The organism is Alteromonas confluentis, assembly GCF_001757105.1.
GTDB classification, from domain to species: Bacteria; Pseudomonadota; Gammaproteobacteria; order Enterobacterales; family Alteromonadaceae; genus Alteromonas; species Alteromonas confluentis.
Genome location: NZ_MDHN01000039.1, coordinates 62,443 through 87,222, shown reverse-complemented (window position 1 = coordinate 87,222; position 24,780 = coordinate 62,443). Strand labels below are relative to the sequence as shown.

Genomic DNA, 24,780 nt, shown 5'->3' with positions numbered 1-24,780 from the left:
CCTGGCTGAATTTAACTAATTATATCGTAGGTCAGGCGGATATCCGGGCCAATTTGCCTGACATCGGTCAAAGAAAGTGTCGGCGTTTGCTCCAGCGCGGTGAAATCCTGCAATGTCATCATGCTCTTACCTTTGTCACCGAGTATTTTGGGGGCCTGATATACTACAAGCTGATCGACCTCTCCGGCAGCTAACAGTGCACCTGCGAGTCCGGGGCCGGCTTCTACCCAAACATCGTTTAGCTGGCGCTCACCCAATTTCATCATCAATTCATGTAAATCGATGTGATCGCCTTTCATTGATATTGCCTGGGCCGGCACGTCAGTCTCTGGCGCTATGGGCTGTCCAGTAATGCGCAGTGTTTTATGACCGTCGGTAAACAACTGTAAATTGCCCGGTAAAGCATTATGAGAATCGATGACAACGCGTAGTGGCTGGCGTAGTGGCAATGCAGGATAGTCGGACAAATCGGCTTCGGCTTTTCTTACCAGCAAGCTGGGGTTATCAGCCAGTGCAGTACCAGAGCCGGTAAGCACTGCACAACTCTGCGCGCGCTGTAATTGCACATCGCGGCGGGCTTCAGAACCAGTGATCCACTGACTCACCCCATTGGATAAGGCAATTTTACCGTCGAGGCTAATGCCCATTTTTACGGTCACTCTTGGCTTACCGGTAACCATTCGCTTAATGAATCCCGGATTAAGCGCAGCAGACTCAGCGGCCAGTACGTCGGTAACCACTTCGATGCCGGCATCCTGCAAGCGACGTATACCGTTACCACTCACTTGCGGGTTTGGGTCGGTCATCGCCACCACCACCCGGCTCACGCCGGCATCGATGAGGGCATTGGCACAAGGTGGCGTGCGACCGAAATGGCTACATGGCTCCAATGTGACATACGCGGTGCCACCACGGGCTTTTTCACCGGCTTCACGTAGCGCATGCACTTCAGCGTGTGGCGTCCCCGCCTGAACGTGAAAGCCCTGCCCGGCTAACTCTCCTTTTGCATCGAGAACGATACATCCCACTCGAGGGTTCGGTGAGGTGGTGAAGCGGCCTTTTCGGGCCAGTTTAATGGCCTTAGCCATCCAGGTGTAATCGTCATTTACTGACGCAGATAATGAGCATGTCATGACAGCGGATTAGTCTCCCAGGCGGGCAATTTCCTCACCGAACTCGCGAATATCTTCGAACGAACGGTAGACAGAGGCAAAGCGTACATAAGCCACTTTATCCAGTTCTTTAAGGGCATCCATAATCAGATTACCCAGATATTCACTAGAGACTTCACGCTCTCCAGTAGCACGCAGGGCGGATTTCAGTGACAAAATCACTTCCTCAATACGCTCTGTACTCACCGGACGTTTTTCCAGTGCACGCTGCAGGCCTGCACGGAGTTTGTCTTCGTTAAACGGTTCCCGCGAACCGTCACGTTTAATCACACGGGGCATCACCAATTCTGCGCTCTCAAACGTAGTAAAACGTTCGTGACAGATCACGCATTCCCGGCGACGGCGCACCTGATGCCCTTCTGCCACCAGACGGGAATCGATAACTTTGGTTTCCTGAGCCGAACAAAACGGGCAAAACATGGGGAGTCCTTAAAACAACAAAACCGCCGGACAGGGTTGTCCGGCGGTTCATAGTTTAACGCGAGGGGCTATTAACCGTAAACAGGGAATGCTTCACACAGTTTGATGGCTTCGCCTTTAACACGCTCAACAACACTTTCATCACCCATGTTGTCAAGAATGTCACAAATCCAGGTAGCAACCTGTTTTGCTTCCTGCTCTTTGAAACCACGACGGGTAATTGCCGGGCTGCCGATACGCAGACCACTGGTTACGAACGGAGAACGCGGGTCATTTGGCACCGAGTTTTTGTTCACAGTGATGTTCGCGCGGCCAAGGGCAGCGTCGGCATCTTTACCAGTGATGTCTTTCTTGATCAGGTCAAGCAAGAACAGGTGGTTTTCAGTACCGCCGGAAACGATGTCGAAACCGCGCTCAAGCATCACTTCAACCATCGCCTTGGCGTTCGTAACAACCTGTTGCTGATACTCTTTGAATTCAGGCTGCAGGGCTTCTTTGAAAGCTACCGCTTTTGCAGCGATAACATGACACAGAGGACCACCCTGGTTACCCGGGAATACCGAGCTATTCAGCTTCTTGTAGATGTCTTCGTCGCCACAGGCAGACAGAATAAGACCACTACGCGGGCCAGCCAGTGTTTTGTGCGTGGTTGTCGTTACCACGTGTGCGTGAGGCAGTGGGCTTGGGTAAACGCCAGCAGCAATCAGACCGGCAACGTGGGCCATGTCGACTAACAGGTACGCACCCACTTTGTCTGCTATTTCACGGAAACGGGCCCAATCAACCACTTTAGAGTAAGCAGAGAAACCACCGATGATCAGCTTAGGCTTGTGCTCAAGGGCCAGTGCTTCAACCTGCTCGTAATCAATTTCGCCGGTTTCCTGATTCAGACCATACTGTACTGCATTGTACGTCTTACCAGAGAAGTTCACGTGTGAACCGTGAGTAAGGTGACCACCTTCAGACAGGCTCATACCTAATACGGTATCGCCAGCGTTGATCAGCGCCATGAACGCTGCCGCATTGGCCTGTGATCCTGCGTGCGGTTGTACGTTCGCGTATTCAGCACCAAACAGCTGCTTCGCACGGTCGATAGCTAATTGCTCAACCACGTCTACATGCTCACAACCACCGTAATAACGCTTACCAGGATAACCTTCAGCATATTTATTAGTCAGCTGTGAACCCTGTGCTTCCATGACTCGGGGGCTACAATAGTTCTCTGATGCGATGAGCTCGATGTGGTGCTCTTGACGCTCAGCTTCTTTCGCCATGGCATCTGCCAGTTCCGGATCGTAATCCGCAATAGTCATATCGCGAGGTAACATGAAGGCTCCTTACTCTGCGTATTTTTGGACTGCTATAAAATGAGGGGCATATTTTAGTCATTTTAGACGCTATGTATACTGCTTTGTTAGCATTAATCATAAGATCCGATGTGAAGAAAGTTTCACATCGGCATGCGGCATACAACCGGTGGGCTTTAGCAGTTATTTATTTAACTGATATGAAAGTGGAATAAGCGGTTAACTCAGTTATTTTGTAAGGCAAATTCCACTGCCTTTTGCGCGTGAATGGCGGTGGTATCTAAAAGTGGCACCGCCGTATCGGCACTCGTGACTAACAAGCCGATTTCTGTACAACCAAGAATAACAGCCTCTGCGCCGTTAGCGCGGAGTAAATCGATAATACGTAAATACTCTGCTTTAGACGATGCAGAGGTGTGTCCAAGGCACAATTCCTCATATATAACGCGATGCACAATGTGGCGATCGACCTCTTCAGGTACGATAACATCCAGTCCATGAGTCCGCAGACGCCCCGTGTAAAAATCTTGCTCCATGGTAAAGGCCGTGCCGAGCAAACCGACTTTAGCAACCTTGTCTGCCACCAGCTGTTCCGCCGTCGCATCGGCAATATGAATAAGTGGCAAATTCGTTGCGGCATTTACGGCATCTGCCACCTTGTGCATGGTGTTAGTACAAATAAGTAAGCACTCAGCGCCAGCAGACTTTAACTGACGAGCACCGGCAGCCAGTAAGGCCCCGGCGGTTTCCCAGTCACCACGGGATTGGCACGCTTCGATTTCGGCAAAATCGACGCTCACCAGCACTATTTTCGCAGAATGTAATCCGCCCAACGTCTGCTTCACGCCTTGATTTATTGCTCGGTAATAGCCAACGGTACTTTCCCAGCTCATGCCGCCGAGTAACCCGATCGTCTTCATAATTGCCCCTTTAGAAAAACCGAACTGCAGATACAAAAACAGGCTCCTATGAGCCTGTTCAGTATAAGGTAGACCTTACTGGCCCCTTTTTTCCAGTGCTTTAACCCGGTTAAACAGATCGTCTATCTGTCGACCTCGCACTGTAACCTTGCGCCAATCGCGGTTCTTCATGGCTGGCTGACCCGAAGAATACACGCCGGGTTCTGTGATGTCCTGCACGATCATGGTGTAGCCGGTAACCTGCACATTATCGCAGATAGAGATATGGCCGTTGATGCCTACACCACCGCCGATGATCACGTATTTACCGATATGACAACTTCCGGCGATGCCGGTAGCACCGCAGATGCAAGAATGGTCGTCAATGATACAGTTATGACCCACCTGAACCTGGTTGTCGATAATTACATTCTTACCAATAATGGTGTCTTCCATGGCGCCACGGTCGATACTGCTGGAAGCACCAATTTGCGCATCGTCGCCAATGCGGACACTGCCAGTTTGTGGAATCGGGATCCAGGTGCCTTTATCGTTGGCATAACCGAATCCTGATGCGCCGATAACCGTTTGGCTGTGAATGGTAACGCGCTTACCAATATTAACTTCATGATAAATGGTGACATTCGGATAAATTGTGGTGTCTTCACCAATTTTCGCACCTTTACCGATAACGGTATTTGCGCCAATAGTGACGTTGTCGCCCAGCACCACGTTGTCTTCAATAATCACATTGTGACCCAACGATACGTTGGTGCCCAAGGTGGCTGACGACGCCACTACCGCCGAGGCGGCGATACCCGAAGCGACAACTGGCGTGGTATCGAACAACTGCGCGATGCGCGCAAAGGCAGCGTGCGGATTACCATGAATGAGTGCCGGTACCGGGCATTCGTCTGCGGCTTTATCGTGAATGATTACCGCACCGGCCTTGGTTTCGGCCAACTGAGACTTGTATTTTACGTTGGTGAGAAAAGAAATTTGATGGCTTTCTGAGCCAGCCAGTGTACCAACACCACTGATTTTCACTTCTGCGGCATTTCCCTGACCGCCCGCCTGACCACCTACGTGCTCAGCCAGTTCGGCAAGAGTATATGTGTGCTTTTTCTGTGCTGTCATGCGCAAATCCTGTTCGGAAATTTTGTGTGTATGCTACTGTAAAATGTCACTCTCGTCCTGACCCTTATCACTAAAATCCGTTGGTTTAACAACTATGCGGATAATTTTCCGCCAATTATAGAAATCGTTACCGGCTTCACTGGTCAGATCCACGGGAAAACGAGTACAATACGGTTAATTCATTTAAGGACACTGTTACGAGTATGTCTCAATACGTATATTCTATGCATCGGGTTGGCAAAATTGTGCCACCCAACCGTCATATCTTAAAAGATATCTCTCTAAGCTTTTTCCCTGGCGCTAAAATCGGCGTACTTGGTCTGAATGGCGCGGGTAAATCCACCCTGCTGCGCATCATGGCTGGTGTGGACACCGAAATTGAAGGCGAAGCCCGCCCACAGCCAGGTATTAATATCGGTTACCTGCCTCAGGAACCGAAGCTGGACGAAACTAAAGACGTACGCGGCAACATCGAAGAAGCGGTTGCTGACGTAAAACACGCCCTTACCCGTCTTGACGAAGTGTATGCCGCCTATGCCGAAGCTGATGCCGATTTCGATGCGTTGGCTAAAGAGCAAGGTGAACTGGAAGCCATCATTCAGGCTAAAGACGGTCACAACCTGGATAACGCATTAGAACGTGCCGCCGACGCCCTGCGTCTGCCACCGTGGGATGCCGATGTGTCTAAATTATCAGGTGGTGAGCGTCGCCGTGTTGCCCTGTGTCGTCTGTTGCTTGAAAAGCCAGACATGCTGCTGCTTGACGAACCGACTAACCACTTAGACGCCGAATCTGTTGCCTGGCTGGAACGCTTCCTTCACGACTACGAAGGTACCGTGGTAGCCATTACCCACGACCGTTATTTCCTTGATAACGTGGCAGGCTGGATTTTGGAACTCGACCGTGGTCACGGTATTCCTTGGGAAGGTAACTATTCTTCCTGGCTGGAACAGAAAGAAGCCCGCCTTGCCCAGGAAGAACGCACTGAAAATGCCCGCGTGAAATCGATGAAGCAGGAACTGGAATGGGTACGCTCGAACCCGAAAGGCCGTCATGCTAAATCGAAAGCCCGTATGGCCCGTTTTGAAGAAATGTCCACCTCTGATTATCAGAAGCGTAATGAAACCAACGAGCTGTTTATTCCGCCAGGCGAACGTCTGGGCGATAAAGTCATCGAAGTGAAGCACCTGAAGAAAGCTTACGGTGACCGCATACTTATCGATGATATGGACTTCGTGGTACCCAAAGGCGCTATCGTGGGTATTATCGGACCGAACGGTGCGGGTAAATCGACCCTGTTTAAAATGATTTCAGGTCAGGAACAACCTGACGAAGGTGAAGTCGTAATTGGTGATACCGTTCATCTTGCCAGCGTGGAACAGTTCCGTGACCACATGAACGACAAAAACACCGTGTGGAAGGAAATTTCTGACGATTCGGACATTATCCGCATCGGTAACTTTGAAATTAATAGCCGCGCTTACTGCAGCCGCTTTAACTTCCGTGGTAGCGATCAGCAAAAATTCATTGGCGATCTGTCAGGTGGTGAGCGCAACCGTGTTCACTTAGCCAAACTACTGAAAGCCGGTGGCAACGTGCTACTGCTCGATGAACCGACCAACGATCTTGACGTGGAAACCCTGCGAGCACTGGAAAATGCGTTATTGGAATTCCCTGGCTGTGCCATGGTTATCTCGCACGATCGTTGGTTCCTCGACCGCGTAGCTACCCACATCATCGACTATCGTGATGAAGGTAAAGTTAACTTCTTTGAAGGGAACTACACCGATTACGAAACCTGGCTGAAAGAGAATTTTGGCCACGACGTGGTAGAGCCACACCGCCTGAAATACAAGCGTATGGCGAAGAAATAGCTGACAAAACCCCGCTTCACGCGGGGTTTTTAGTATCTATTTCGTGCTTTTACCCATTGGGTTTGATAAATTTTACCCATCAGGTTGACCTTACCCTTTTGTTTATACTAATAATTAGGGGTAAGCATGTGGGAAGGATAACGTGGATAAACGCCAGTTCCAGCGAGTTGATTTGAAAGTACCGGGAGAATTAAGCCTTCACGGTAATAGCATACCCGTCACAATTGAAGATGTTTCCCTGCAAGGGTTGCGGCTAAGCGCGGCCGAAGCTATGCTGGAAATGTTGCCCTTTGACAGCTATGACCCATACACAGTCATGTTCAAAGCCAACCCCGACAGTCCGTTAATTACGCTTTATCTGCAGCAGCTTTATCGCCAGTCTCAGGGCAATTCTGACTTGATATTTATCGGCTGTAAGGTCGATCATGTCGAGGTGGAATGTCTGGCTGAATTGCGCACACTGATTAATTTAAACAGTGGCGATCCTGGTCTAAGCGAACAGGATCTGAATGCGCTTATTGATGCTGTGTATAAAAAAGACGCGTAGCACTACTGTTCGCTAACGGCTTCTAATGCATCTGAGAGTTGACTCACCGGTACTACGGTCAATCCCGGGATAGGTTGCTTCGGCGCGTTGGCTTTAGGCACAATCGCCCGCTTAAAGCCATGTTTAGCCGCTTCAGTAATACGCTCAGTTCCATTGGGCACCGGGCGAATTTCTCCAGCCAGGCCAACTTCACCAAACACAATCAAATCCCGCGGTAGTGAGCGGTTGCGGAAACTGCTCACCATGGCCAGCAGTAGGGCTAAATCTGCGCCAGTTTCACCAATCTTCACGCCGCCCACCACGTTCACGAACACATCCTGGTCGTTCATCTGCACATTGCCGTGGCGATGCAGCACTGCCAGTAGCATGGCCAGACGGTTCTGTTCCAAACCCACGGCAATTCGCCGGGGATTTGCCATCTGGGAATAATCCACCAGCGCCTGAATTTCTACCAGTAGCGGCCGTGTTCCTTCCCACACCACCATTACGCTGGAACCTGGGGCCTGATTTTCACCGCGGCTGAGGAAAATCGCTGAAGGATTATTCACTTCTCTTAAACCCCGCTCGGTCATGCCGAACACGCCCAGTTCGTTCACCGCACCAAAGCGATTTTTATGGCTACGCAGGGTACGAAAACGCCCATCACTTTCCCCTTCCAACATCATAGAACAGTCGATACAGTGTTCTAACACCTTGGGGCCAGCCAGGTTACCGTCTTTCGTTACATGCCCAACGATAAACATAGCGATGTGGTTTTGCTTGGCAAAGCGGGTCAGGTAGGCGGCGCTTTCCCGCACTTGCGACACGCTACCCGGCGCAGACTGCACATCCGACACATTCATTACTTGAATGGAATCGATAACCATGATCTTCGGTTGCTGAGTGAGTGCCAGCTCGCAGATGGTTTCCACATTAGTTTCTGCCAGCATCATCAACTTGTCAGTAGGCAGATTCAGACGCTGGGCTCGCAGCGCAACCTGCTGTAGCGATTCCTCACCGGTGACATACAAGGCGCTTTTCTCTTTTGCCAGTTCACACATAACCTGAAGCAACAAGGTACTTTTACCCGCCCCTGGGGAACCACCAATCAACATGGCCGCGCCAGGAACGATACCGCCCCCGAGCACCCGGTCCAGTTCTTTGAAACCTGAAGTAAATCGCGGCAATGCCTCTAAATTAATGGCATTGAGGGGCTCAATTCGCGCGTTGGTTTGTCCTGCATAGCCACTGAATCCGGCTTTGGGCGTTTTTGCTGGAGAGACGACAAATTCAGAAATGGTGTTCCAGGATTTACAGTCACTGCACTGCCCCTGCCAGCGCGGAAATTCAGCGCCACAATCGGAACATACGTATGCGGTTTTTCGTTTAGCCATAGTGATAGTTGAGTAAAGATGTAACAAAACAGTGGTATTTGCCGCTATTCTACCGTTAATATCTGTGGTCCGCACACCGGAAAAATAATAAAGGATAAGCTTCCGGTCTTAATTTGGGTTGTAGTTACCTGCAATGCTGCCGATAAAGACAGATGATGTTGGCAGCCAGATAAGATTAGTCGGTGAAATGGAAAAAGAACTTCAGCAATTTGCAGATGTCATTGAGCAATTGAAACCGTCTGTCGGGCGTCCGGAATTTAATCAGGTTCTGATCCAACTCACCCATGAGCTTCCTTCAGAAAAGCGCTTCTTGATAAAGATGGAGCTCAAACGGTTGGCCAAGCCCTGCCTGCGCGCCATTGACTTACGAGGTCAAGTGGATGGCGATTGCCGACTGTTCGAATTTCGCGATCGAAAACACTATCTGGACGACGTAGCCATTGACGTGTTTAAACGTCAGGTCAAAGTATACGGCAACTACACGTTTGGCGTTTACGAAGCGGTGATGAAAACCGAAAACAATTTTCGGGTTATGCGCGACCGGGCCGAAGCAGCCCGTTCTGAAGAAAAAAGCCCCCCTGAATCTAACCAAGAAAATCTACCAAACCACATTATTCCCGTAGTAAATCTGTTGGCGTACCATCATCGTAATCATGAGAGGATGAACTTTGCGGTTGCGTTAGACATTGAAGATGAACATCACAATTTCTTCAAAGGCACGAGTGTAGACATTTCTATAGAAGGGCTACGACTTAAGCTCCCCAACGAATATGCATTTAATGCTGGTCAGCCATTGCAAATCCATTTCCGCGGATTTGAAGATGAATTTGCCATGGACAATAGAAGTGGCATTCATTATCACGTCATCACGACCAAATTTGAGCGCGGTAATTTCTATTTAATTTTAAAAAGAAACACAGATTTCCCGGCACCGTCATTTGATAAATTCCTGAACAACTTTATTCACGGAAATAAGCGGCGGTATAAAGTAAATCTAAACAACACCGTTGAAGCGATAATCAATAAAACGGCTGAGCAATATATTTCGCCTTGTAGTCCTTCTTTACCTATTTTTATTGATGAACAAGACAATCATCTGCTTCCCCGGTACGCCATGCTCAACAGTACAAACAAGGAAATCTTGGACTACTGGAAAGATGAGAACGATGACGTGAAATTGGGCTATATGCTCAAACCCTCCCGTCTGGCCTGGTTGCAGAAGCAGTCGACAACCCGGGCGGAAATGTACATTTACTGCTTTACCCACGTAAAAGACGGCGCGGTATATTTCTATTCGGCTTCCAATTTGGAGCTTGAACAGAATGATAAACTCAAGGCCCTGTATATTGGTTTTGGCTCTCGGAAAGTTAGTTGGCGGGTGTTCAAACTCACCTTATCATCGATGACACCCGACGAGGCCTACGCCCCGTTATCCATACCCGATAGTGCCGCCAACGCAGCGAAAAAACAAAATTCTCCACCATCGGCTCGACTGATGGCAAGACTCAAAAACCTTAAGTATATTGTTCATATCACCGATGTGACCTCCCTTTCTGGCCAACGGCAATATGCCTCACGCAGATTCGACAGAAAGAACCTGGGACACTTACGCGTTTTTGGTCACCCCAGAAACAAAGCGCCTATAGCGATTAAACCTTACCGCTATCGTTTTTCCGAACAGCGAATGGAGACGCGCTACATTCTGCGCACCCCTATCGAATTAACGGGCTTCGATGACAGCTTCCATAGCACAGGCATTTCTGAAGACATTTCAATATCTGGCTTACGCCTTGAAATTTCACCTGAGTTTGCGGGCGATACAGGGAGCGTGGTGAAAATTCAATTTCCTCGCCTGACCTCGAAGTCAGCCACGATCAGTATGAACTATGAAGTGATTCATCATAATGCCGACCGCAATATTCTGCATTTGAAAGCCGTAGAAGGCGAAGCCGGCGCAGCGGCACGGCAATTCTTCAATACACTCATCAAACAAAACAAGCAGTCATTGAAAACCTATCCTGAAGAAGAGGAAACCCCGGGGATTGGTCATGCGCTGCGCTGTATTAACGCGCGCCACACGCCTAACTTTGCTTTCCTGCTGGCTAAAACCGGTGTGAGGTATGAGCCTGATACGGCAGTCTATCAAAACAAGGGGACCGTGCCTTGTCACTTACTCTCTCATGCTGCTTCGCAAAACCGCGTTAATATTGAGTTTCTATACCGGGACAGACAACAAGAATCGCCGCTTATAACGAGCAGCATAAAGACGTTGAAAATCGACCATCAGTTAGTAAGAGAAGAGTTATTGGTTGCGTACGAGCCTACAGCGAAAGAGATTGGCCAGGCAATAATACCTAAGCTTGATAAGCAGTTTGCTAACGATGAGAGTAAAAAGACCTTTATTTCAGAGGCGATTTCAAAAGGGCATTTTGTTGCGTTTCAGGTGTTAATTACGCTTACAGGTAAGCCCGATTTGGCCATGCTGCAAGCTGAATTAAATTATGTCAGCACCTATGCTTTGCACCGCGCAAAAGAGTTGGAAGAAAAAATCTGGTCTATAGGTGCGTCAGTGCATTTAATCGACATGACCCAGGAAGTACTCATGCGTTTCGGGTATGACCAAGCCACGATTGCGCGTAATAGCCAGGTTGTAAAAGCCAACGAAGCAACAAACCGCATTCAAAAAATGTTAAATTGACACAGCGAACAGGGTGACTCGCATTAGCGCTGTCACCTTCCGTACTTTCCAATAATTCTTCTACGACTTATCGTACTGCGAATCGCCCCTGCAAAGCGCAATTATGCAACGCGTGCCTGGGCTAAGAACCTATCATTTGAGTAAATAAAGCATGCCTTGTAAGCCACTATAACGAATAGCAGTGTCGGCTTTTTCACGTACCAACGGCTTAGCATGACAAGCAACACCCAATGCGGCTTTAGCCATCATCACTAAATCGTTAGCACCGTCGCCCATCGCTACCGTTTGCGACATGGGAATTTGCCATTCATCTGCCAGCGACGCCACTCTGCGCGCTTTAACGTCGGCGTCTACGATTTCACCCACCACTTCTCCAGCCAACACGTCGCCGTCGACTTTTAACGTATTCGAGTAAGCCGCATCTAAACCAAGGCGCTCCTTCACATAGGCAGCGAAGTAAGTAAAGCCACCAGAGGCAATAGCAATTTTCCAACCGTGGGCTTTTAGTTCTGCAATGAGCGGTACAACGCCAGGCATCAATGGAATGCTGTCACGAATTTGTGCAAGCTGTGCCACTGGCACGCCTTTTAGGCACGCCACCCTAGAGATCAGACTTTCACTGAATGCCAGTTCACCACGCATGGCACGTGCCGTCACTTCTGCGACTTTTTCACCCAGCCCCGCTAGTTTGGCGATTTCATCGATACATTCAATTTGGATAATAGTGCTGTCCATGTCCATCACCAACAAACCCGGACGAGCAAGTTCTGGTTGATTATGCTGTACAACAATGTCGACATAATACTGGGCGGCAATAGCTTCTAGCTGCGGCTTCAATGCAGATTCATCCAACACCGTTACCGGTGCTTTCACCACCACTTCATGAAACTTACCGCTAAGCGGATGCAGGGTAAAACCGTGTAGATCACAAGTTCCTTCCAACGCCTGAGTGATACCTGCTAGTTGGCTAAGGGTAAGCGCCGGGGCGTACACGGTTAACACTGCGTCTGTTGCTGCTTCACTGCCACTTGCAGCCTGCCATTGCGCATCTTTAAACACCACGCCATCTGGTTGTGCGCCGAATAACGCCAGCAAGCCTTGCTGACTATGTAATGAAGAAACCGTTAACACGCTCAAAATAAAATCCTGCCAATAAAAGAATGCGTATCCTAGCGAATTCATCGACAAGGTAAAACAGCCTTTTATGAATAGATTATGCCCAGGAATCGAAAACCGGTATCATGAATACAAACCGTTAAGCTTTCTAAATATGACTGATAAATACGCGGCATGGAAAACGCCTGCCCCAGAGAAAACACATTGGTTTGCATGGCTGCAAAAGCGAAACGTTCATCTGCTTGCCGTTTCCTTACTTGTGATCGCGAGTATCTTTTTGGCTTTGACACAACGTCATTATGCCCAGCAATCACTGGAAAAGGCCGCCGCGCTGCCTGTTGATGTTTTAGCTGAGCAATACAGTATGTTACTCGCAGACGCGGTGGCACAAAAGCATGCCGATGCCATCGATGCGCACTTAACCCGACTGGTAAGCTCCCCTGTAATACGTAAAGCGGCCGTTTTTGATGTGAGCGGTAGAGAATTAAGCTCTGCCATCAGTGAAACAGCGCCAGCCACTTTAGATTCTAATACGCCCTTCCCCGTAAAAATGCAGCCTATAATGAATCCAGACCATATTCAGACCGGTGTGCTGCAAATCGTTTTTGATGATGACGCTTTGCTTGAAGAGCGAAGACAACTTATTAGCGCTGATTTTATGTTACAAGCCGCCTTGTTGATCATAGGTATCATCAGCGGTGTAATCATAACCCTGCTTGGGTGGCGTTACCGTTATCTGCTGCAGAACAGTAACCGCTAAATCAGTTTGGTTGAATGTTCCCCCCAGGAATTCACATACACTGAGATCATGGCAATAGCGCCGTATATTCAGCTAAGCAATATGCCGATGTTAACTGCCGATTACTGAACTGGCCCCGCCCCGCTTCCTTTGCTAATGTGGTTAATAAACCATCAACAATAATGTTCTCAGGAAAGCCCATGAAGTTATCACACGTTAGCTACATACTTACGCCCTTGCTGTTTACTTTTAGCGCATTCGAGGCTGTGGCCGACAGCAGTGCCGACAATGATTCAACCAACGTCGCCCGTGAAGTCACCGGTAATGAACTCAGCTACGACAGCATGATAAGCAGCCATAATCAGCTTAAGTGTCTTTACGGTTATGCAGCAGAGAAAACCGGCGATCACGCTGCAGCACTGGCAATTTTTAATGACTGCATCGAACGTTTCGACAGCGTTTACGCCATGATTTGGCTTGCACAGATGTATGAAACCGGTGTGGCGGTGGAAAAGGATCTTGCGAAAGCCACGGCACTGATGAAGCGCGGCGCCAACACCAATGACGCCGCGGGCTATTCCAGTTTGGCGAAATATCACTATGGTGTCGCGCTGATTGAGGGCCGAGGCGTAGTGGCCGATCGTCTACAGGGCATTGCCTGGCTGAAAAAAGCCAGTCTCGAAGGGGTTATTGATGCCGATGAATATCTCACCAGCATGGATATAAAACCTTCTGGTCAGGGCTGAATAAACAACTGCCTGAAATGCGTGTTTGTGCGGGCGCTGATAATTTCCGGTGAGGTACAAAAGGCTTCGGCTAATATGCCTACCACATTTACCAGCCTAGCTGGCTCGTTGCGCTGCCCCTGGTAGCCATAAACGGGCATATCAGGGGAATCGGTCTCAAGCAGAATATTATCTAACCCTACTTCCACCACCGCGTTTAACGTCTTTTGCCCTCTTGGATAAGTGACAGTGCCACCAACCCCAAGTTTAAACCCTAGATCAATATACTGCTTAGCCACTTGCGCGTTACCAGAGAAAGCGTGGACGACACCACCATAGGTAAAGCCAGACTGTTTGATGAGTGCAGGTAGACGGTGATGGGTTTTAAGGTGATGAAGGATTACCGGAAGTTTACTTTGTTTCGCGACTTCTATTTGTGCCAGTAGCCAGGTTTCCTGTTCTGCAAGAGGTAATTCGATGGTGGCATCAAGGCCGATTTCACCAATGGCGCATACCCTGTCACGGTGTGTTGCGACCATTTGCTGCAAATCGGAGAGAGCATCATCCAGCGCGCTACGAATAAACCAAGGATGAATTCCAAAGGCAAGATGAATATTGGTGTGATTAGCCTGAATATCGAGCTGTTTTTGCCAGCCCGCGGGCGTGGTACCCGCAATTAAAAAACCACTGACGCCCGCTTCTTTCGCCCGTTGAAGTACATCATCAAGATCGTCATCAAAGGCGGGTAAATCCAGGTGACAGTGGCTGTCTATCATAAGTAGAAGCTACGGCATTAAGCGCTGCGTGGTCCAGTTGCCGTCTGCGGTTTTATTGTATTCAAAACGATCGTGCAGACGGTCTTCCCCACCCTGCCAGAACTCTATCTGGTGCGGCTCAACACGGAAGCCACCCCAGAAATCCGGTACCGGCAGTGCTTTGTTAGCGAACTTATCTTTAAGCTGCTTAAACTGCGTCATAAGCAGCTCGCGGGTTGCAATAGGCTGACTCTGACGAGAGGCATAAGCCGCGAGCTGACTGTCTTTAGGACGAGAGAAGAAGTACTTTGCATTCTCAGTGGTAGGCAGTTTATGCGCGGTGCCACAAACCCGTACCTGGCGTTCCATAAAAAACCAAGGAAAATGCAGAGAGATTTTATTGTTTTGCGACAACTCTTGCGCCTTGCGACTACCAAGGTTGGTGTAAAACAGGAATCCGTCCTCGCTAACATCTTTTAGCAATACAATGCGCTGCGATGGCTGGCCTGATGGGTCTACCGTGGCCACTGTCATTGCAGTGGGGTCCGGGCTGTCTGACTGGATGGCGTCATCTAACCATTTACGAAACAACGCAATAGGATGCCCTGTGAGCTCCTGCTCAGTTAAATGCGCATTTGAATATTGCCGACGAATATCAGAAAGAGACATATTACCTCCACAACGTCGTAAGACGGATCACTTAGTCGTCGCCGTAGCCCAGTGAACGTAAGGCGCGATCATCATCAGCCCAGCCCTGTTTCACTTTCACCCACAGCTCAAGAAAAACCTTATTATCAAACAGGTTCTCCATATCTTTACGGGCCTGCTCGCCAATGGTTTTAATATGGTTGCCGGCTTTACCAATAACCATACGTTTTTGGCTATCGCGTTCTACCAGAATAAGACCATTAATTCGGTATACACCATTTTCCATGAGTTTGAATTGCTCTATCTCAACCGTGGTGGAATAAGGCAGCTCATCTCCTGTAAATCGCATCAGTTTTTCGCGGATAATTTCCGCTGCCATAAAGCGGCTGGAGCGATCAGTAATATAATCCTCTGGATAATAGAACTCGCTCGGCGGCAAGGATTTCTGCACCATTTCACGCAGTGCATCCACTTGTTTGCCGTTTTTTGCACTTACCGGAAAAATATGGTCGAACTCATGTTTTTCAGACAGCATTTGGATGTGATCAATCAACGACGCTTTGTCTTCGACTTTATCTACTTTATTGATAACGAGGTAACAAGGCAGGCGACTGTTTTTCACTTTCGTCAGCACCATCTCGTCGTCTTCAGTCCAGCGAGTTCCTTCCACCACAAACAGCACCAACCCCACCTCAGCCAATGAACTGGAAGCGGCACGGTTCATGTAACGGTTGATGGCTTTTTTCTCGTCTTGGTGAAGCCCTGGCGTATCAACGTAAATGGTCTGATAAGCTTCTTCGCTATCAATACCCAAAATACGGTGACGGGTCGTTTGCGGTTTACGCGAGGTAATACTGACCTTTTGACCCAAAATACGATTCAGTAGCGTGGATTTACCCACATTTGGACGGCCGACAATGGCAACCAGTCCGCAATAGGTTTCGACATCATCATTCAGATGCATGTTCAAGCTTCTCCAATGTCTCTTTAGCAGCTTGTTGTTCTGCTTTGCGGCGGCTATTTCCCACACCAAAAACCGGTGCATCGAGTCGCGCTACGGTGCAACTGACTTCAAAGGTTTGTGCGTGGTCTTTACCGCTAATGGTCACCACCTCGTAAACCGGTAACGGCTCACGGCGGGACTGGAGGTACTCCTGTAACCGGGTTTTGCTGTCCTTAGGGTGTTCGTTCGGATCAAGGCGATCGATACGGTCTGACCATAAACGCAGAATAACACCGCGTACGGTGTCGATACCGTCATCTAAATAAATCGCGCCGAGAATGGCTTCTACGGCATCGGCAAGAATAGAGCTTCGACGGTGACCGCCACTCTTCAGCTCACCCTGGCCCAATTTAAGTAGTTCGCCGACCCCGGCTTCTTTTGCCATTTCTGCCAGGGTGTCGCCTTTTACCAGTGTGGAACGCATGCGAGTGAGCTTGCCTTCTGGCACCGTGGGGAAGCGAGCAAATAAGGCGTCAGCGACAACCATGCCCAATACTGCATCACCTAAAAACTCCAGGCGCTCGTTGTGCTTTTTTGCCGCACTGCGGTGAGTGAGCGCCTGCTCTAATAAACCTTCGTCTTTAAAACGGTAATCGAGTAGTTTCGATAACCGTGCGTATCGGTCGATACCCTGCATTACTCAATGCCACCAACACGATTAAATCGAACGCCGGTAGGAACCCAACCAGGCAGGAAACTGTCTGCGGAACGCTCAAATTCGAAGCTGATCCAGATAGCCACCGCCTTACCCACTAAGTTCTCGTCGGGTACGAACCCCCAAAAACGGCTGTCACGGCTGTTTTCACGGTTGTCACCCATCACGAAATATTCGCCCTGAGGCACAATCCATTCGTTACTGCGAGTACCTGGTTGTGTATAGAAATTTGAAGCAGGAATACTGCGGCCCGGATTACGCAAAATATCGTGGGTAACATCGCCAAGTTGCTCGGTGTAACGCAGCAGTGGCACCATATCCTGCACAAATTCACCACGCTCCTGGAATTCCAGTGGCACGGGCTTCATTTCAGGGCAATCCGTACCGCTTTCGCAATAGGGCTTGATAAAAATTTGTTTGTTCTGATAGACAATAGTGTCGCCCGGCAGACCAATCACACGCTTGATGTAATCGACGTTGGTGTCTTCAGGATATTTAAACACCACCACATCGCCCCGCTCAGGCTCGCCGGTTTCGATAAATTTGCTTCGCAGCACCGGATCTTTCAAACCGTAGGCAAACTTTTCTACCAGAATGAAATCGCCCACCAACAGGGTTGGCATCATTGAGCCCGACGGTATTTGAAACGGCTCATACAAAAACGAGCGCAGCACCAATACAAAGGCGATAACCGGAAAAATCTGTTGTGATGTATCAACTAACCACGGCAATTCGGCTTGCTGGCCTGTCGCAGACGATGCAGCTTCTGTACCTTGTACAGACTTTTGCTTCCTTGCCGGTGCCCATAACAGGCTATCGAGTAGCCAAATGAGACCAGTGGCTACCGTCAGGATAACCAACAAAATCGAAAAATAATTTGCCATTACTTACCTACCTTGAGAACAGCGAGGAACGCATCCTGTGGTAACTCAACGTTACCGACTTGCTTCATGCGCTTCTTCCCTTCTTTTTGTTTTTGCAGCAGTTTTTTCTTACGGCTCACGTCACCACCGTAACACTTGGCGATAACGTTCTTACGCAATTGTTTTACTGTGCTTCGTGCAATAATGTGGTTGCCGATCGCCGCCTGAATGGCGATATCAAACATCTGGCGAGGAATGAGTTCACGCAGCTTTTCCACCAGTTCACGGCCACGGCCCTGACTGTTTTCGCGGTGCGTGATCATCGCCAGCGCATCAACACGCTCACCGTTAATCAATACATCTACCCGCACCATGTCGGATTCCTGGAACTTCTTGAAGTTGTAATCCAGTGAAGCAAAGCCCCGGCTGGTTGACTTAAGACGGTCGAAGAAATCCATCACCACTTCAGCCATCGGCAGTTCATAGGTTACCGCGACCTGCTTACCGTGATAAGCCATGTTGGTCTGCACACCACGCTTCTCAACGCAAAGTGTGATGACATTACCCAGGTATTCCTGCGGAACCAGAATGTTGGCCTCAACAACCGGTTCGTGAATTTCAGCAATTTCATTCACTGCTGGCAGCTTAGACGGGTTGTCTACCTGCATCGTTTCACCTTTGGTGGTAACCACTTCGTAGATTACTGTGGGTGCGGTAGTGATTAGATCCAGATCGTATTCGCGCTCAAGACGCTCCTGAATAATCTCCATGTGCAGCATGCCCAGGAAACCAATACGGAAACCGAAGCCCAGTGCGGCAGAACTCTCTGGTTCGAAGAACAAAGAGGCATCATTCAGGCTGAGCTTATCCAGCGCATCACGGAAATCTTCGTAGTCGTCTGAACTGACCGGGAACACACCGGCATAAACTTGTGGCTTGATTTTCTTAAAGCCAGGCAAGGCTTTTTCAGCAGGTGCTCGTGCCAGCGTAATGGTATCACCCACCGGTGCACCGTGAATTTCTTTAATACCCGCAATAATGAAACCTACTTCACCGGCTTTAAGGGTACCGGTTTCGGTTTGCTTCGGCGTAAAGATACCCACTTTATCTGCCTGGTGCACCTGGCCGTTCGACATGATCTTAATTTTGTCTTTTGCATTCAGTTCGCCTTCAACAATACGAACCAAAGATACAACGCCCTGATAGTTATCAAACCAGGAGTCAACAATCAATGCCTTTAGCGGTGCCTCACGCTCACCCAAAGGTGGCGGTACACGCTTAACAATCACTTCCAGTACATCTTCAATACCAATACCGGTTTTGGCAGAACAACGTACCGCGTCAATGGCATCAATACCCACGATATCTTCAATTTCTTCTGCTACACGCTCAGGCTCAGCCTGAGGCAGGTCTATTTTATTCAGGATTGGCACCACTTCCATATCTAAGTCAATGGCGGTGTAGCAGTTGGCAAGTGTTTGCGCTTCTACGCCCTGACCGGCATCAACCACCAGCAGTGCGCCTTCACAGGCTGCCAATGAACGAGAAACTTCGTAGGTGAAATCTACGTGACCTGGGGTATCGATGAAATTGAGCTGATACGTTTCGCCGTCGTTGGCTTTGTAATTCAACGTTACGCTCTGGGCCTTAATGGTGATACCGCGCTCACGCTCCAGATCCATTGAATCAAGAACCTGCGCAGCCATTTCCCTGTCAGTCAATCCTCCGCAATGTTGGATAAGACGGTCTGATAACGTGGATTTCCCATGGTCAATATGGGCAATGATAGAGAAATTACGAATGTGCGACTGTTGCATAATGCTGGAAAATGTCCTGCGAGATAGAATTAAACAAACCGGAAAGTAAGTTTATGACTTACTGTTTCACGACACCACATGCGTGTATAAAAATACGCTGGTGCAAAGCGTGCGGATTTTACCTATTTATTCGGCGAAAAGCGAATAAGCTTCACCATTTAGGATAGTCTGCGATAATAATACGAATTATTGCAGAAATTGAGGGGTGATACCGGGGCTTGGCGTCACCTCTTCGCTATTTTTGTGGCGTGTAAATCTCTGAAGTGGAAACAGTAGCGCTCAAAATAACCGGTTGAAAGCGGGTCTGGTCAATTTTCTTCAGATGGCCTGAGATCAGGATGAACGAGCCAAAGGTTAACAGTAGGCTGGTTGCCAGTGCCCATAGTTCGCTGTGCAAACCCAGGCGGGGCAAACCCTGCCCTGCGCCGATAGCCGATATCACCAATACGATGAGAGGCACAACATAGAGCCATAAAGACGCTGCCACTACCCCGGCTTCAGGTACACCGATACGCACAGTATCGCCCACTTTACAGGGAACCGGCGAACGCAAAGAAAGCTGTTGCGTGCGCGGTGACAATGCCCGGGAAATGACCCCTGAACCACAATCGCTTTGCGCCTGACAGCTTGAGCAGGTGGTTTTAATGGCTGCTTCCACGGTGATGAAATCGCCGTCTACGGCCACCACTGTCGCCGTTTCTTTAATCACCGTTGTCGTCCTTTAATTTCAACGAAGTTGCGATGGCATTCGCCGTTTGCAAAGGAATTTCTCCGATCACCGTAACCTGGGCTTTACCATCAGTCAGGCTCAAGAATGTACTCAGTTCATGGCGCAACACCAGGTCAGAACCAATGGCATCGGCTGCGGGCTGTACATAAACTGACACATCGACCAGTCCATCAGAAAATAATTTGTATTCAACAACCTGACCGGTTACTGCCAGTCGCCTGATATCCTGTTTTACCTCAACCATGCCACTGGGGAGGTAATCCACTTCCCAGTTTTGCGCCCGATTTGCTGCCGAATGTAGTGCCAGGGCGGCAGGTAATGAATCTCTGTTTACTTTTGCAAAATATTCCGGCGCCTGTTGATGAATCTCAAACGAACTCACCTGGATTTGTTCGAGCACATTTCCCTGTAAATCCAGGGTATTCATTTTCAACAGCATACCTGATTGCTGATCAAGCCATAGTTGATAACTGAAACGCGTATTATCACGACTAACAACCCGGAGCTGCTGAGCAGGTCTGCCGGCTACGCGCGCACGGCCGACAGAAACAAAATCGTAACCCTTCACCAGCGACATCGGATCATAAAGTAACTCGCTGGGGATCGGACCATTGATGTATTTAGACTGCAAACTATAAGGCGGTGCATCAGGTTCAAAAATACTGACTACATCACCAAATCGAATCAGTTCCCGTCCAGGTCCATTTTGTAAGTTCAGCTGTTCAACAGAAGTGCCATCGTTAAGCACACCATGACGCCACAAGAACGGTACCGTTTCCTGATTCAGCCTGCTTACAACAAATGACACTTCAAAATTCAGCGTTCTCACCGCCGCAGACATTTTCAGCATCCAATCTGTGGCAGATTGCGGTTTTTCCGTAAGTGCATAGGGATAAACATCAGCCAATGCATTATTGTCGTCGTCGGCCAGCATGGAGTTTTGCTCAGATACAATAGCATCTGGCTGGGATTGGCTCTTTATTTGCGGGGATGGGGGCTGTTGAGCATGAACAGAAAATGCGAGCCCAACAGACGCCAGGCTATAAATGCAAAAATTCCGCGGTGAAAACAAACGTACCAGCTCCGAGGGAGCTGGTACGTTATTAAAAAATGCTTTTGTCATCGAAACTCTTAGTCTGGATTAACGTTTGACCGCGCTTCCTGATCTACCTCGTTGCTCTGATCTTCAGCTTGTTTCAGCTGAATCTGCTGCTCGTGGTCTGCAATGATAGCATTAATCTTACGTTTCTTTTCCAGAACCACGCTCATGTCGTTGCGAGGCAACGTACGAGTTTGCTCAAGACTAACTGGTGACAAACCACCAATGCGTCCCGGCGTTTCGAATGTCGAAAACGGTTCAGTTGGCTCTGGCTGATTCATCTGCTGCACGCCTAAGATGACGGCAACGGCAACGGAAGCCGCAACCGCAAACTGGCCACTTTGCTTTGCAAATGGAACCACGTTGCCAATAAGTGGCAGTGATTTCCAGCCTGAGCGCTTAGGCGCCATGACTGTTGGCTCGCTGTCTAAGGCTGCAGCCACTGCTGCGGTGATGTCCATCTCTGGTGCCACCGTTGCTTCTTTGCGTAAACCACTACGGATAACATGGTAACGCTGCCATTTTGCTTTCAGCTCTTCATCATTGAGGATAGCTTCCATAATTTCAGCGCTATCTGTCTCACCATCCATAAAGGCTGACAATTTTTCTTGCTGTTGCGTCATACTATAAAATCCTGATCCAAATGATCGCTTGCTACCATAACACAGCTATTTAGTTCACTTCATCCCGAGAAAGTTCAACTTCATCGCGAAAAAAACTAAATTAATTTTCCAAAAGTGGCTGAATGACTTTGTCGATGGCTTCACGTGCCCGGAAGATCCGAGAACGTACAGTGCCTACCGGACAACCCATTACACTGGCGATCTCTTCGTAACTTAGTCCTTCGATCTCACGAAGCGTAATAGCCATACGCAAATCGTCAGGCAGTTTTTCTACCACACGGAACAACGTCGCCTCGATTTCATCAGAAAGCAAACTGCGTTCGGGGGTAGACTGCTCTCTGAGTGCGTCACTGCCGTCGTAATAATCTGCCTCTTCTGCATCTACATCGTTGGCAGGCGGTTTTCTCCCCTGAGCAACGAGATAATTTTTTGCACTGTTAACAGCGATACGGTAGAGCCAGGTATAAAACGCACTGTCTCCACGAAAATTGGGCAAAGCACGGTAAGCTTTTATAAACGCATCTTGCGTGACATCTGCTACATCACCGGTATTTTTCACATACCTCGACACCAGATGCATGACTTTATGCTGATAACGGGTTACCAGCAGGTTAAATGCATTTTTATCACCGTTCTGTACCTTTTCAACAATCTGTTGATCGGTTATCTGCTCGCTCATCCGAGCCATTTCTCCTTAACATCTACCACATAAACAGCTCATGCAAGCATCAGGTAGACTGCATATTTTTCAGAAAGTTCGAAGAAAATGCGGTCAAACTTTAAATTATCAATAAAAGATATAAGAAAATTTACCATAACGGGATATTAGCGATTTGCCTTTTTCCACGCTTCATTTAGACTTGCCGAACCTTATCCTAGTTATAAACCGCTAAAATACCATGAAATCAGTGGCTTCATCACTACCTTCAGCGGAACATCAAAGTATTGAACACCAGTGCGACGTACTTGTAATAGGCAGTGGCGCTGCGGGTCTTAGTCTTGCGCTTAAACTCGCCGACCATTGCCGGGTTATCGTACTGAGTAAAAGTGATCGTAATGAAGGCTCTACCCGATACGCTCAGGGTGGCATTGCTGCCGTATTCGATGAGCAGGATTCAATTGACGCACATGTAGCCGACACACTCAATGCGGGCGCCGGACTTTGCGAGGAAGCGGCGGTTAGATTTACCGCCGAGAATGCTAAAGAAGCGCTCACCTGGCTTATTAATCATGGCGTACCTTTCGACACGGAAACCGATGAAAAAGGTGAAGAACGTTTTCACCTTACCCGTGAAGGTGGACACAGTCATCGCCGCATTCTGCATGCTGCAGATGCCACCGGCGAAGCATTGCAAATTACGTTAAATGACGTGGTTTCAGCCCATCCAAACATTGAATTCCTTGAACGCTATAATGCGATTGACCTTATCCGTTCAAAGCAAAATAGCCAGAATTGTACTGGTGCGTATGTATGGAACCTACAGCGCGCTCACGTTGAAGTTATTCGTAGCAGATTCATCGTGCTTGCCACAGGTGGCGCCAGTAAAGTATATCAATATACGTCGAACCCAGATGTTTCAAGCGGTGACGGTATTGCTATGGCATGGCGCGCAGGTTGCCGTGTTGCCAATATGGAATTTAATCAGTTCCATCCAACCTGTTTATATCATCCCCAGGCCCGGAATTTTCTGATCACCGAAGCATTACGCGGTGAAGGTGCCCGCCTCTGTCATGCTGACGGCACACCTTTTATGAAACGGTTTGATGACCGCGGTGATCTGGCTCCCCGCGATATCGTCGCCCGGGCCATCGATTATGAAATGAAACGTTTGGGTGCAGAGTGTATGTATCTCGACATCAGCCACAAGCCGGCGGAATTCGTGGTAAAACATTTCCCGAATATCTATCGTAAGTGCTTGTCGCTGGGCATTGATATCACCACACAGCCCATTCCCGTGGTGCCCGCAGCGCATTACAGTTGCGGGGGCGTGATGACAGATTTCAACGCTAAAACGGATCTGGACAACGTTTACGCTGTGGGCGAAGTAGCTTATACCGGATTGCACGGTGCTAACCGAATGGCGTCAAATTCGCTGTTAGAATGCGTGGTGTACGCCGCAGCAGCAGCAAAAGACATTCTCAGTCACCTGCAAGACAATTACGTAGAAGAACCGATAGCGCCGTGGGATGAATCTCAGGTGACCAACTCTGATGAAGAGGTCATCATTCAGCACAATTGGCATGAACTGCGGTTCTTCATGTGGGATTACGTAGGCATTGTGCGCACCAATAAACGCCTGGAAAGAGCGCTGCGACGAATACAGCTACTGAGCCAGGAGATTCAGGAGTATTACGCCAATTTCCGTGTCTCCAACAATTTATTAGAGTTGCGCAACCTGGTCACTGTGGCTGAGCTGATTGTTCGCTGTGCCATGGAGCGTAAAGAAAGTCGCGGGCTACATTATAATCTTGATTATCCCGACTTGCTTCCAGACGCAAAGCCTACGGTGTTGAAACCGCTTCCTGCGAAATGGCAACCCGAACCCGGCTCTATGGCGACGGTAAAAGACCACTAAGGGT

The 24,780-nt window shown here is 48.8% G+C and carries 23 protein-coding genes; 6 read left to right on the top strand and 17 right to left on the bottom strand.

The annotated features are described in order from the left end of the window. Nucleotides 1-11: 11 nt before the first annotated feature. The 5 genes from ribD to lpxD all read right to left on the bottom strand — a co-directional run bounded on the left by ribD (nt 12) and on the right by lpxD (nt 4,935). Nucleotides 12-1,133, bottom strand: a complete 1,122-nt coding sequence (gene ribD, locus BFC18_RS16715) for a bifunctional diaminohydroxyphosphoribosylaminopyrimidine deaminase/5-amino-6-(5-phosphoribosylamino)uracil reductase RibD (protein ID WP_070126695.1) — start codon at nt 1,131-1,133, stop codon at nt 12-14. Nucleotides 1,134-1,142: 9 nt separating this feature from the next. After that, on the bottom strand, nt 1,143-1,592 hold the full coding sequence (gene nrdR, locus BFC18_RS16710) for a transcriptional regulator NrdR (protein ID WP_070126694.1): 450 nt from the start codon (nt 1,590-1,592) through the stop codon (nt 1,143-1,145). Nucleotides 1,593-1,663: 71 nt separating this feature from the next. Continuing rightward, entirely contained in the window at nt 1,664-2,920 is a 1,257-nt protein-coding gene (glyA, locus tag BFC18_RS16705; RefSeq protein ID WP_070126693.1) for a serine hydroxymethyltransferase, read from the bottom strand. A 203-nt stretch (nt 2,921-3,123) separates the two neighbouring features. Beyond that, nucleotides 3,124-3,819, bottom strand: a complete 696-nt coding sequence (locus BFC18_RS16700) for an aspartate/glutamate racemase family protein (RefSeq protein WP_070126731.1) — start codon at nt 3,817-3,819, stop codon at nt 3,124-3,126. Between the two features lie 75 nt (nt 3,820-3,894). Continuing rightward, nucleotides 3,895-4,935 carry a UDP-3-O-(3-hydroxymyristoyl)glucosamine N-acyltransferase gene (lpxD, locus tag BFC18_RS16695; protein WP_070126692.1) on the bottom strand — a complete coding sequence of 347 codons (1,041 nt, stop codon included), beginning with the start codon at nt 4,933-4,935 and terminating at the stop codon, nt 3,895-3,897. A gap of 203 nt (nt 4,936-5,138) precedes the next feature. On the opposite strand from lpxD, the gene ettA reads away from it, so the two are divergent. Both ettA and BFC18_RS16685 read left to right on the top strand, forming a co-directional pair. Then, nucleotides 5,139-6,809, top strand: a complete 1,671-nt coding sequence (gene ettA / locus BFC18_RS16690) for an energy-dependent translational throttle protein EttA (protein ID WP_070126691.1) — start codon at nt 5,139-5,141, stop codon at nt 6,807-6,809. 142 nt (nt 6,810-6,951) lie between these two features. Next, nucleotides 6,952-7,356, top strand: coding sequence for a PilZ domain-containing protein (locus BFC18_RS16685; RefSeq protein ID WP_070126690.1), 405 nt, complete (start codon nt 6,952-6,954; stop codon nt 7,354-7,356). Between the two features lie 2 nt (nt 7,357-7,358). Here BFC18_RS16685 and radA read toward each other — a convergent pair whose 3' ends face one another. Continuing rightward, nucleotides 7,359-8,729, bottom strand: coding sequence for a DNA repair protein RadA (gene radA, locus BFC18_RS16680; protein ID WP_070126730.1), 1,371 nt, complete (start codon nt 8,727-8,729; stop codon nt 7,359-7,361). Nucleotides 8,730-8,916: 187 nt separating this feature from the next. Between radA and BFC18_RS16675 the strand changes: the two genes are divergently transcribed. Continuing rightward, nucleotides 8,917-11,427: a PilZ domain-containing protein gene (locus BFC18_RS16675; RefSeq protein WP_070126729.1), complete on the top strand. Its 2,511-nt coding sequence runs from the start codon at nt 8,917-8,919 to the stop codon at nt 11,425-11,427. Nucleotides 11,428-11,559: 132 nt separating this feature from the next. Here BFC18_RS16675 and serB read toward each other — a convergent pair whose 3' ends face one another. Further along, nucleotides 11,560-12,558, bottom strand: a complete 999-nt coding sequence (serB, locus tag BFC18_RS16670; protein WP_425388397.1) for a phosphoserine phosphatase SerB — start codon at nt 12,556-12,558, stop codon at nt 11,560-11,562. Nucleotides 12,559-12,697: 139 nt separating this feature from the next. Here serB and BFC18_RS16665 point away from each other — a divergent pair, with 139 nt between their 5' ends. Both BFC18_RS16665 and BFC18_RS16660 read left to right on the top strand, forming a co-directional pair. Then, entirely contained in the window at nt 12,698-13,303 is a 606-nt protein-coding gene (locus tag BFC18_RS16665) for a hypothetical protein (protein WP_070126688.1), read from the top strand. 179 nt (nt 13,304-13,482) lie between these two features. Then, a complete protein-coding gene (locus BFC18_RS16660; RefSeq protein WP_139139034.1) occupies nt 13,483-14,028 on the top strand; it encodes a tetratricopeptide repeat protein in 546 nt (181 codons plus the stop codon). Here the strand turns inward: BFC18_RS16660 and BFC18_RS16655 are convergent. From BFC18_RS16655 to rpoE, 10 genes are all read right to left on the bottom strand, one after another. Continuing rightward, complete coding sequence (locus BFC18_RS16655; RefSeq protein WP_070126687.1) at nt 14,019-14,783, bottom strand: TatD family hydrolase; 765 nt, start codon at nt 14,781-14,783, stop codon at nt 14,019-14,021. The genes BFC18_RS16660 and BFC18_RS16655 overlap by 10 nt on opposite strands. A 9-nt stretch (nt 14,784-14,792) precedes the next feature. Next, nucleotides 14,793-15,431 carry a pyridoxamine 5'-phosphate oxidase gene (pdxH, locus tag BFC18_RS16650; protein WP_070126686.1) on the bottom strand — a complete coding sequence of 213 codons (639 nt, stop codon included), beginning with the start codon at nt 15,429-15,431 and terminating at the stop codon, nt 14,793-14,795. A 31-nt stretch (nt 15,432-15,462) separates the two neighbouring features. Next, the gene (era, locus tag BFC18_RS16645) at nt 15,463-16,374 is read right to left on the bottom strand and encodes a GTPase Era (protein ID WP_070126685.1); all 912 of its coding nucleotides are present in this window, start codon (nt 16,372-16,374) and stop codon (nt 15,463-15,465) included. Continuing rightward, on the bottom strand, nt 16,361-17,050 hold the full coding sequence (gene rnc / locus BFC18_RS16640; protein ID WP_070126684.1) for a ribonuclease III: 690 nt from the start codon (nt 17,048-17,050) through the stop codon (nt 16,361-16,363). Before rnc ends, era begins: the two co-directional genes overlap by 14 nt. Beyond that, entirely contained in the window at nt 17,050-17,952 is a 903-nt protein-coding gene (gene lepB / locus BFC18_RS16635) for a signal peptidase I (RefSeq protein ID WP_070126683.1), read from the bottom strand. The genes rnc and lepB overlap by 1 nt, the downstream gene beginning before the upstream one ends. Then, nucleotides 17,952-19,748 carry a translation elongation factor 4 gene (gene lepA / locus BFC18_RS16630; protein WP_070126682.1) on the bottom strand — a complete coding sequence of 599 codons (1,797 nt, stop codon included), beginning with the start codon at nt 19,746-19,748 and terminating at the stop codon, nt 17,952-17,954. The genes lepB and lepA overlap by 1 nt, the downstream gene beginning before the upstream one ends. Before the next feature lie 235 nt (nt 19,749-19,983). Beyond that, entirely contained in the window at nt 19,984-20,457 is a 474-nt protein-coding gene (locus BFC18_RS16625; protein ID WP_070126681.1) for a SoxR reducing system RseC family protein, read from the bottom strand. After that, complete coding sequence (locus tag BFC18_RS16620) at nt 20,450-21,601, bottom strand: MucB/RseB C-terminal domain-containing protein (protein WP_070126680.1); 1,152 nt, start codon at nt 21,599-21,601, stop codon at nt 20,450-20,452. The genes BFC18_RS16625 and BFC18_RS16620 overlap by 8 nt, the downstream gene beginning before the upstream one ends. 8 nt (nt 21,602-21,609) lie before the next feature. After that, complete coding sequence (locus BFC18_RS16615; RefSeq protein WP_070126679.1) at nt 21,610-22,200, bottom strand: sigma-E factor negative regulatory protein; 591 nt, start codon at nt 22,198-22,200, stop codon at nt 21,610-21,612. A gap of 100 nt (nt 22,201-22,300) precedes the next feature. Further along, nucleotides 22,301-22,879: an RNA polymerase sigma factor RpoE gene (rpoE, locus tag BFC18_RS16610; protein WP_070126678.1), complete on the bottom strand. Its 579-nt coding sequence runs from the start codon at nt 22,877-22,879 to the stop codon at nt 22,301-22,303. 220 nt (nt 22,880-23,099) lie between these two features. Here rpoE and nadB point away from each other — a divergent pair, with 220 nt between their 5' ends. Next, a complete protein-coding gene (gene nadB, locus BFC18_RS16605) occupies nt 23,100-24,776 on the top strand; it encodes an L-aspartate oxidase (RefSeq protein WP_070126677.1) in 1,677 nt (558 codons plus the stop codon). Nucleotides 24,777-24,780 lie beyond the last annotated feature (4 nt).

What these genes read in the sequence shown, in the direction of transcription:
- BFC18_RS16655 (WP_070126687.1), bottom strand. Translation starts at nt 14,783, where the DNA reads ATGATAGACAGCCACTGTCACCTGGATTTACCCGCCTTTGATGACGAT.
- lepA (WP_070126682.1), bottom strand. Translation starts at nt 19,748, where the DNA reads ATGCAACAGTCGCACATTCGTAATTTCTCTATCATTGCCCATATTGAC.
- BFC18_RS16620 (WP_070126680.1), bottom strand. Translation starts at nt 21,601, where the DNA reads ATGACAAAAGCATTTTTTAATAACGTACCAGCTCCCTCGGAGCTGGTA.
- rpoE (WP_070126678.1), bottom strand. Translation starts at nt 22,879, where the DNA reads ATGAGCGAGCAGATAACCGATCAACAGATTGTTGAAAAGGTACAGAAC.
- ettA (WP_070126691.1), top strand. Translation starts at nt 5,139, where the DNA reads ATGTCTCAATACGTATATTCTATGCATCGGGTTGGCAAAATTGTGCCA.
- rnc (WP_070126684.1), bottom strand. Translation starts at nt 17,050, where the DNA reads ATGCAGGGTATCGACCGATACGCACGGTTATCGAAACTACTCGATTAC.
- BFC18_RS16665 (WP_070126688.1), top strand. Translation starts at nt 12,698, where the DNA reads ATGACTGATAAATACGCGGCATGGAAAACGCCTGCCCCAGAGAAAACA.
- BFC18_RS16675 (WP_070126729.1), top strand. Translation starts at nt 8,917, where the DNA reads ATGGAAAAAGAACTTCAGCAATTTGCAGATGTCATTGAGCAATTGAAA.
- radA (WP_070126730.1), bottom strand. Translation starts at nt 8,729, where the DNA reads ATGGCTAAACGAAAAACCGCATACGTATGTTCCGATTGTGGCGCTGAA.
- era (WP_070126685.1), bottom strand. Translation starts at nt 16,374, where the DNA reads ATGCATCTGAATGATGATGTCGAAACCTATTGCGGACTGGTTGCCATT.
- pdxH (WP_070126686.1), bottom strand. Translation starts at nt 15,431, where the DNA reads ATGTCTCTTTCTGATATTCGTCGGCAATATTCAAATGCGCATTTAACT.
- BFC18_RS16700 (WP_070126731.1), bottom strand. Translation starts at nt 3,819, where the DNA reads ATGAAGACGATCGGGTTACTCGGCGGCATGAGCTGGGAAAGTACCGTT.
- glyA (WP_070126693.1), bottom strand. Translation starts at nt 2,920, where the DNA reads ATGTTACCTCGCGATATGACTATTGCGGATTACGATCCGGAACTGGCA.
- nrdR (WP_070126694.1), bottom strand. Translation starts at nt 1,592, where the DNA reads ATGTTTTGCCCGTTTTGTTCGGCTCAGGAAACCAAAGTTATCGATTCC.
- lpxD (WP_070126692.1), bottom strand. Translation starts at nt 4,935, where the DNA reads ATGACAGCACAGAAAAAGCACACATATACTCTTGCCGAACTGGCTGAG.
- lepB (WP_070126683.1), bottom strand. Translation starts at nt 17,952, where the DNA reads ATGGCAAATTATTTTTCGATTTTGTTGGTTATCCTGACGGTAGCCACT.
- BFC18_RS16660 (WP_139139034.1), top strand. Translation starts at nt 13,483, where the DNA reads ATGAAGTTATCACACGTTAGCTACATACTTACGCCCTTGCTGTTTACT.
- nadB (WP_070126677.1), top strand. Translation starts at nt 23,100, where the DNA reads ATGAAATCAGTGGCTTCATCACTACCTTCAGCGGAACATCAAAGTATT.
- ribD (WP_070126695.1), bottom strand. Translation starts at nt 1,133, where the DNA reads ATGACATGCTCATTATCTGCGTCAGTAAATGACGATTACACCTGGATG.
- BFC18_RS16615 (WP_070126679.1), bottom strand. Translation starts at nt 22,200, where the DNA reads ATGACGCAACAGCAAGAAAAATTGTCAGCCTTTATGGATGGTGAGACA.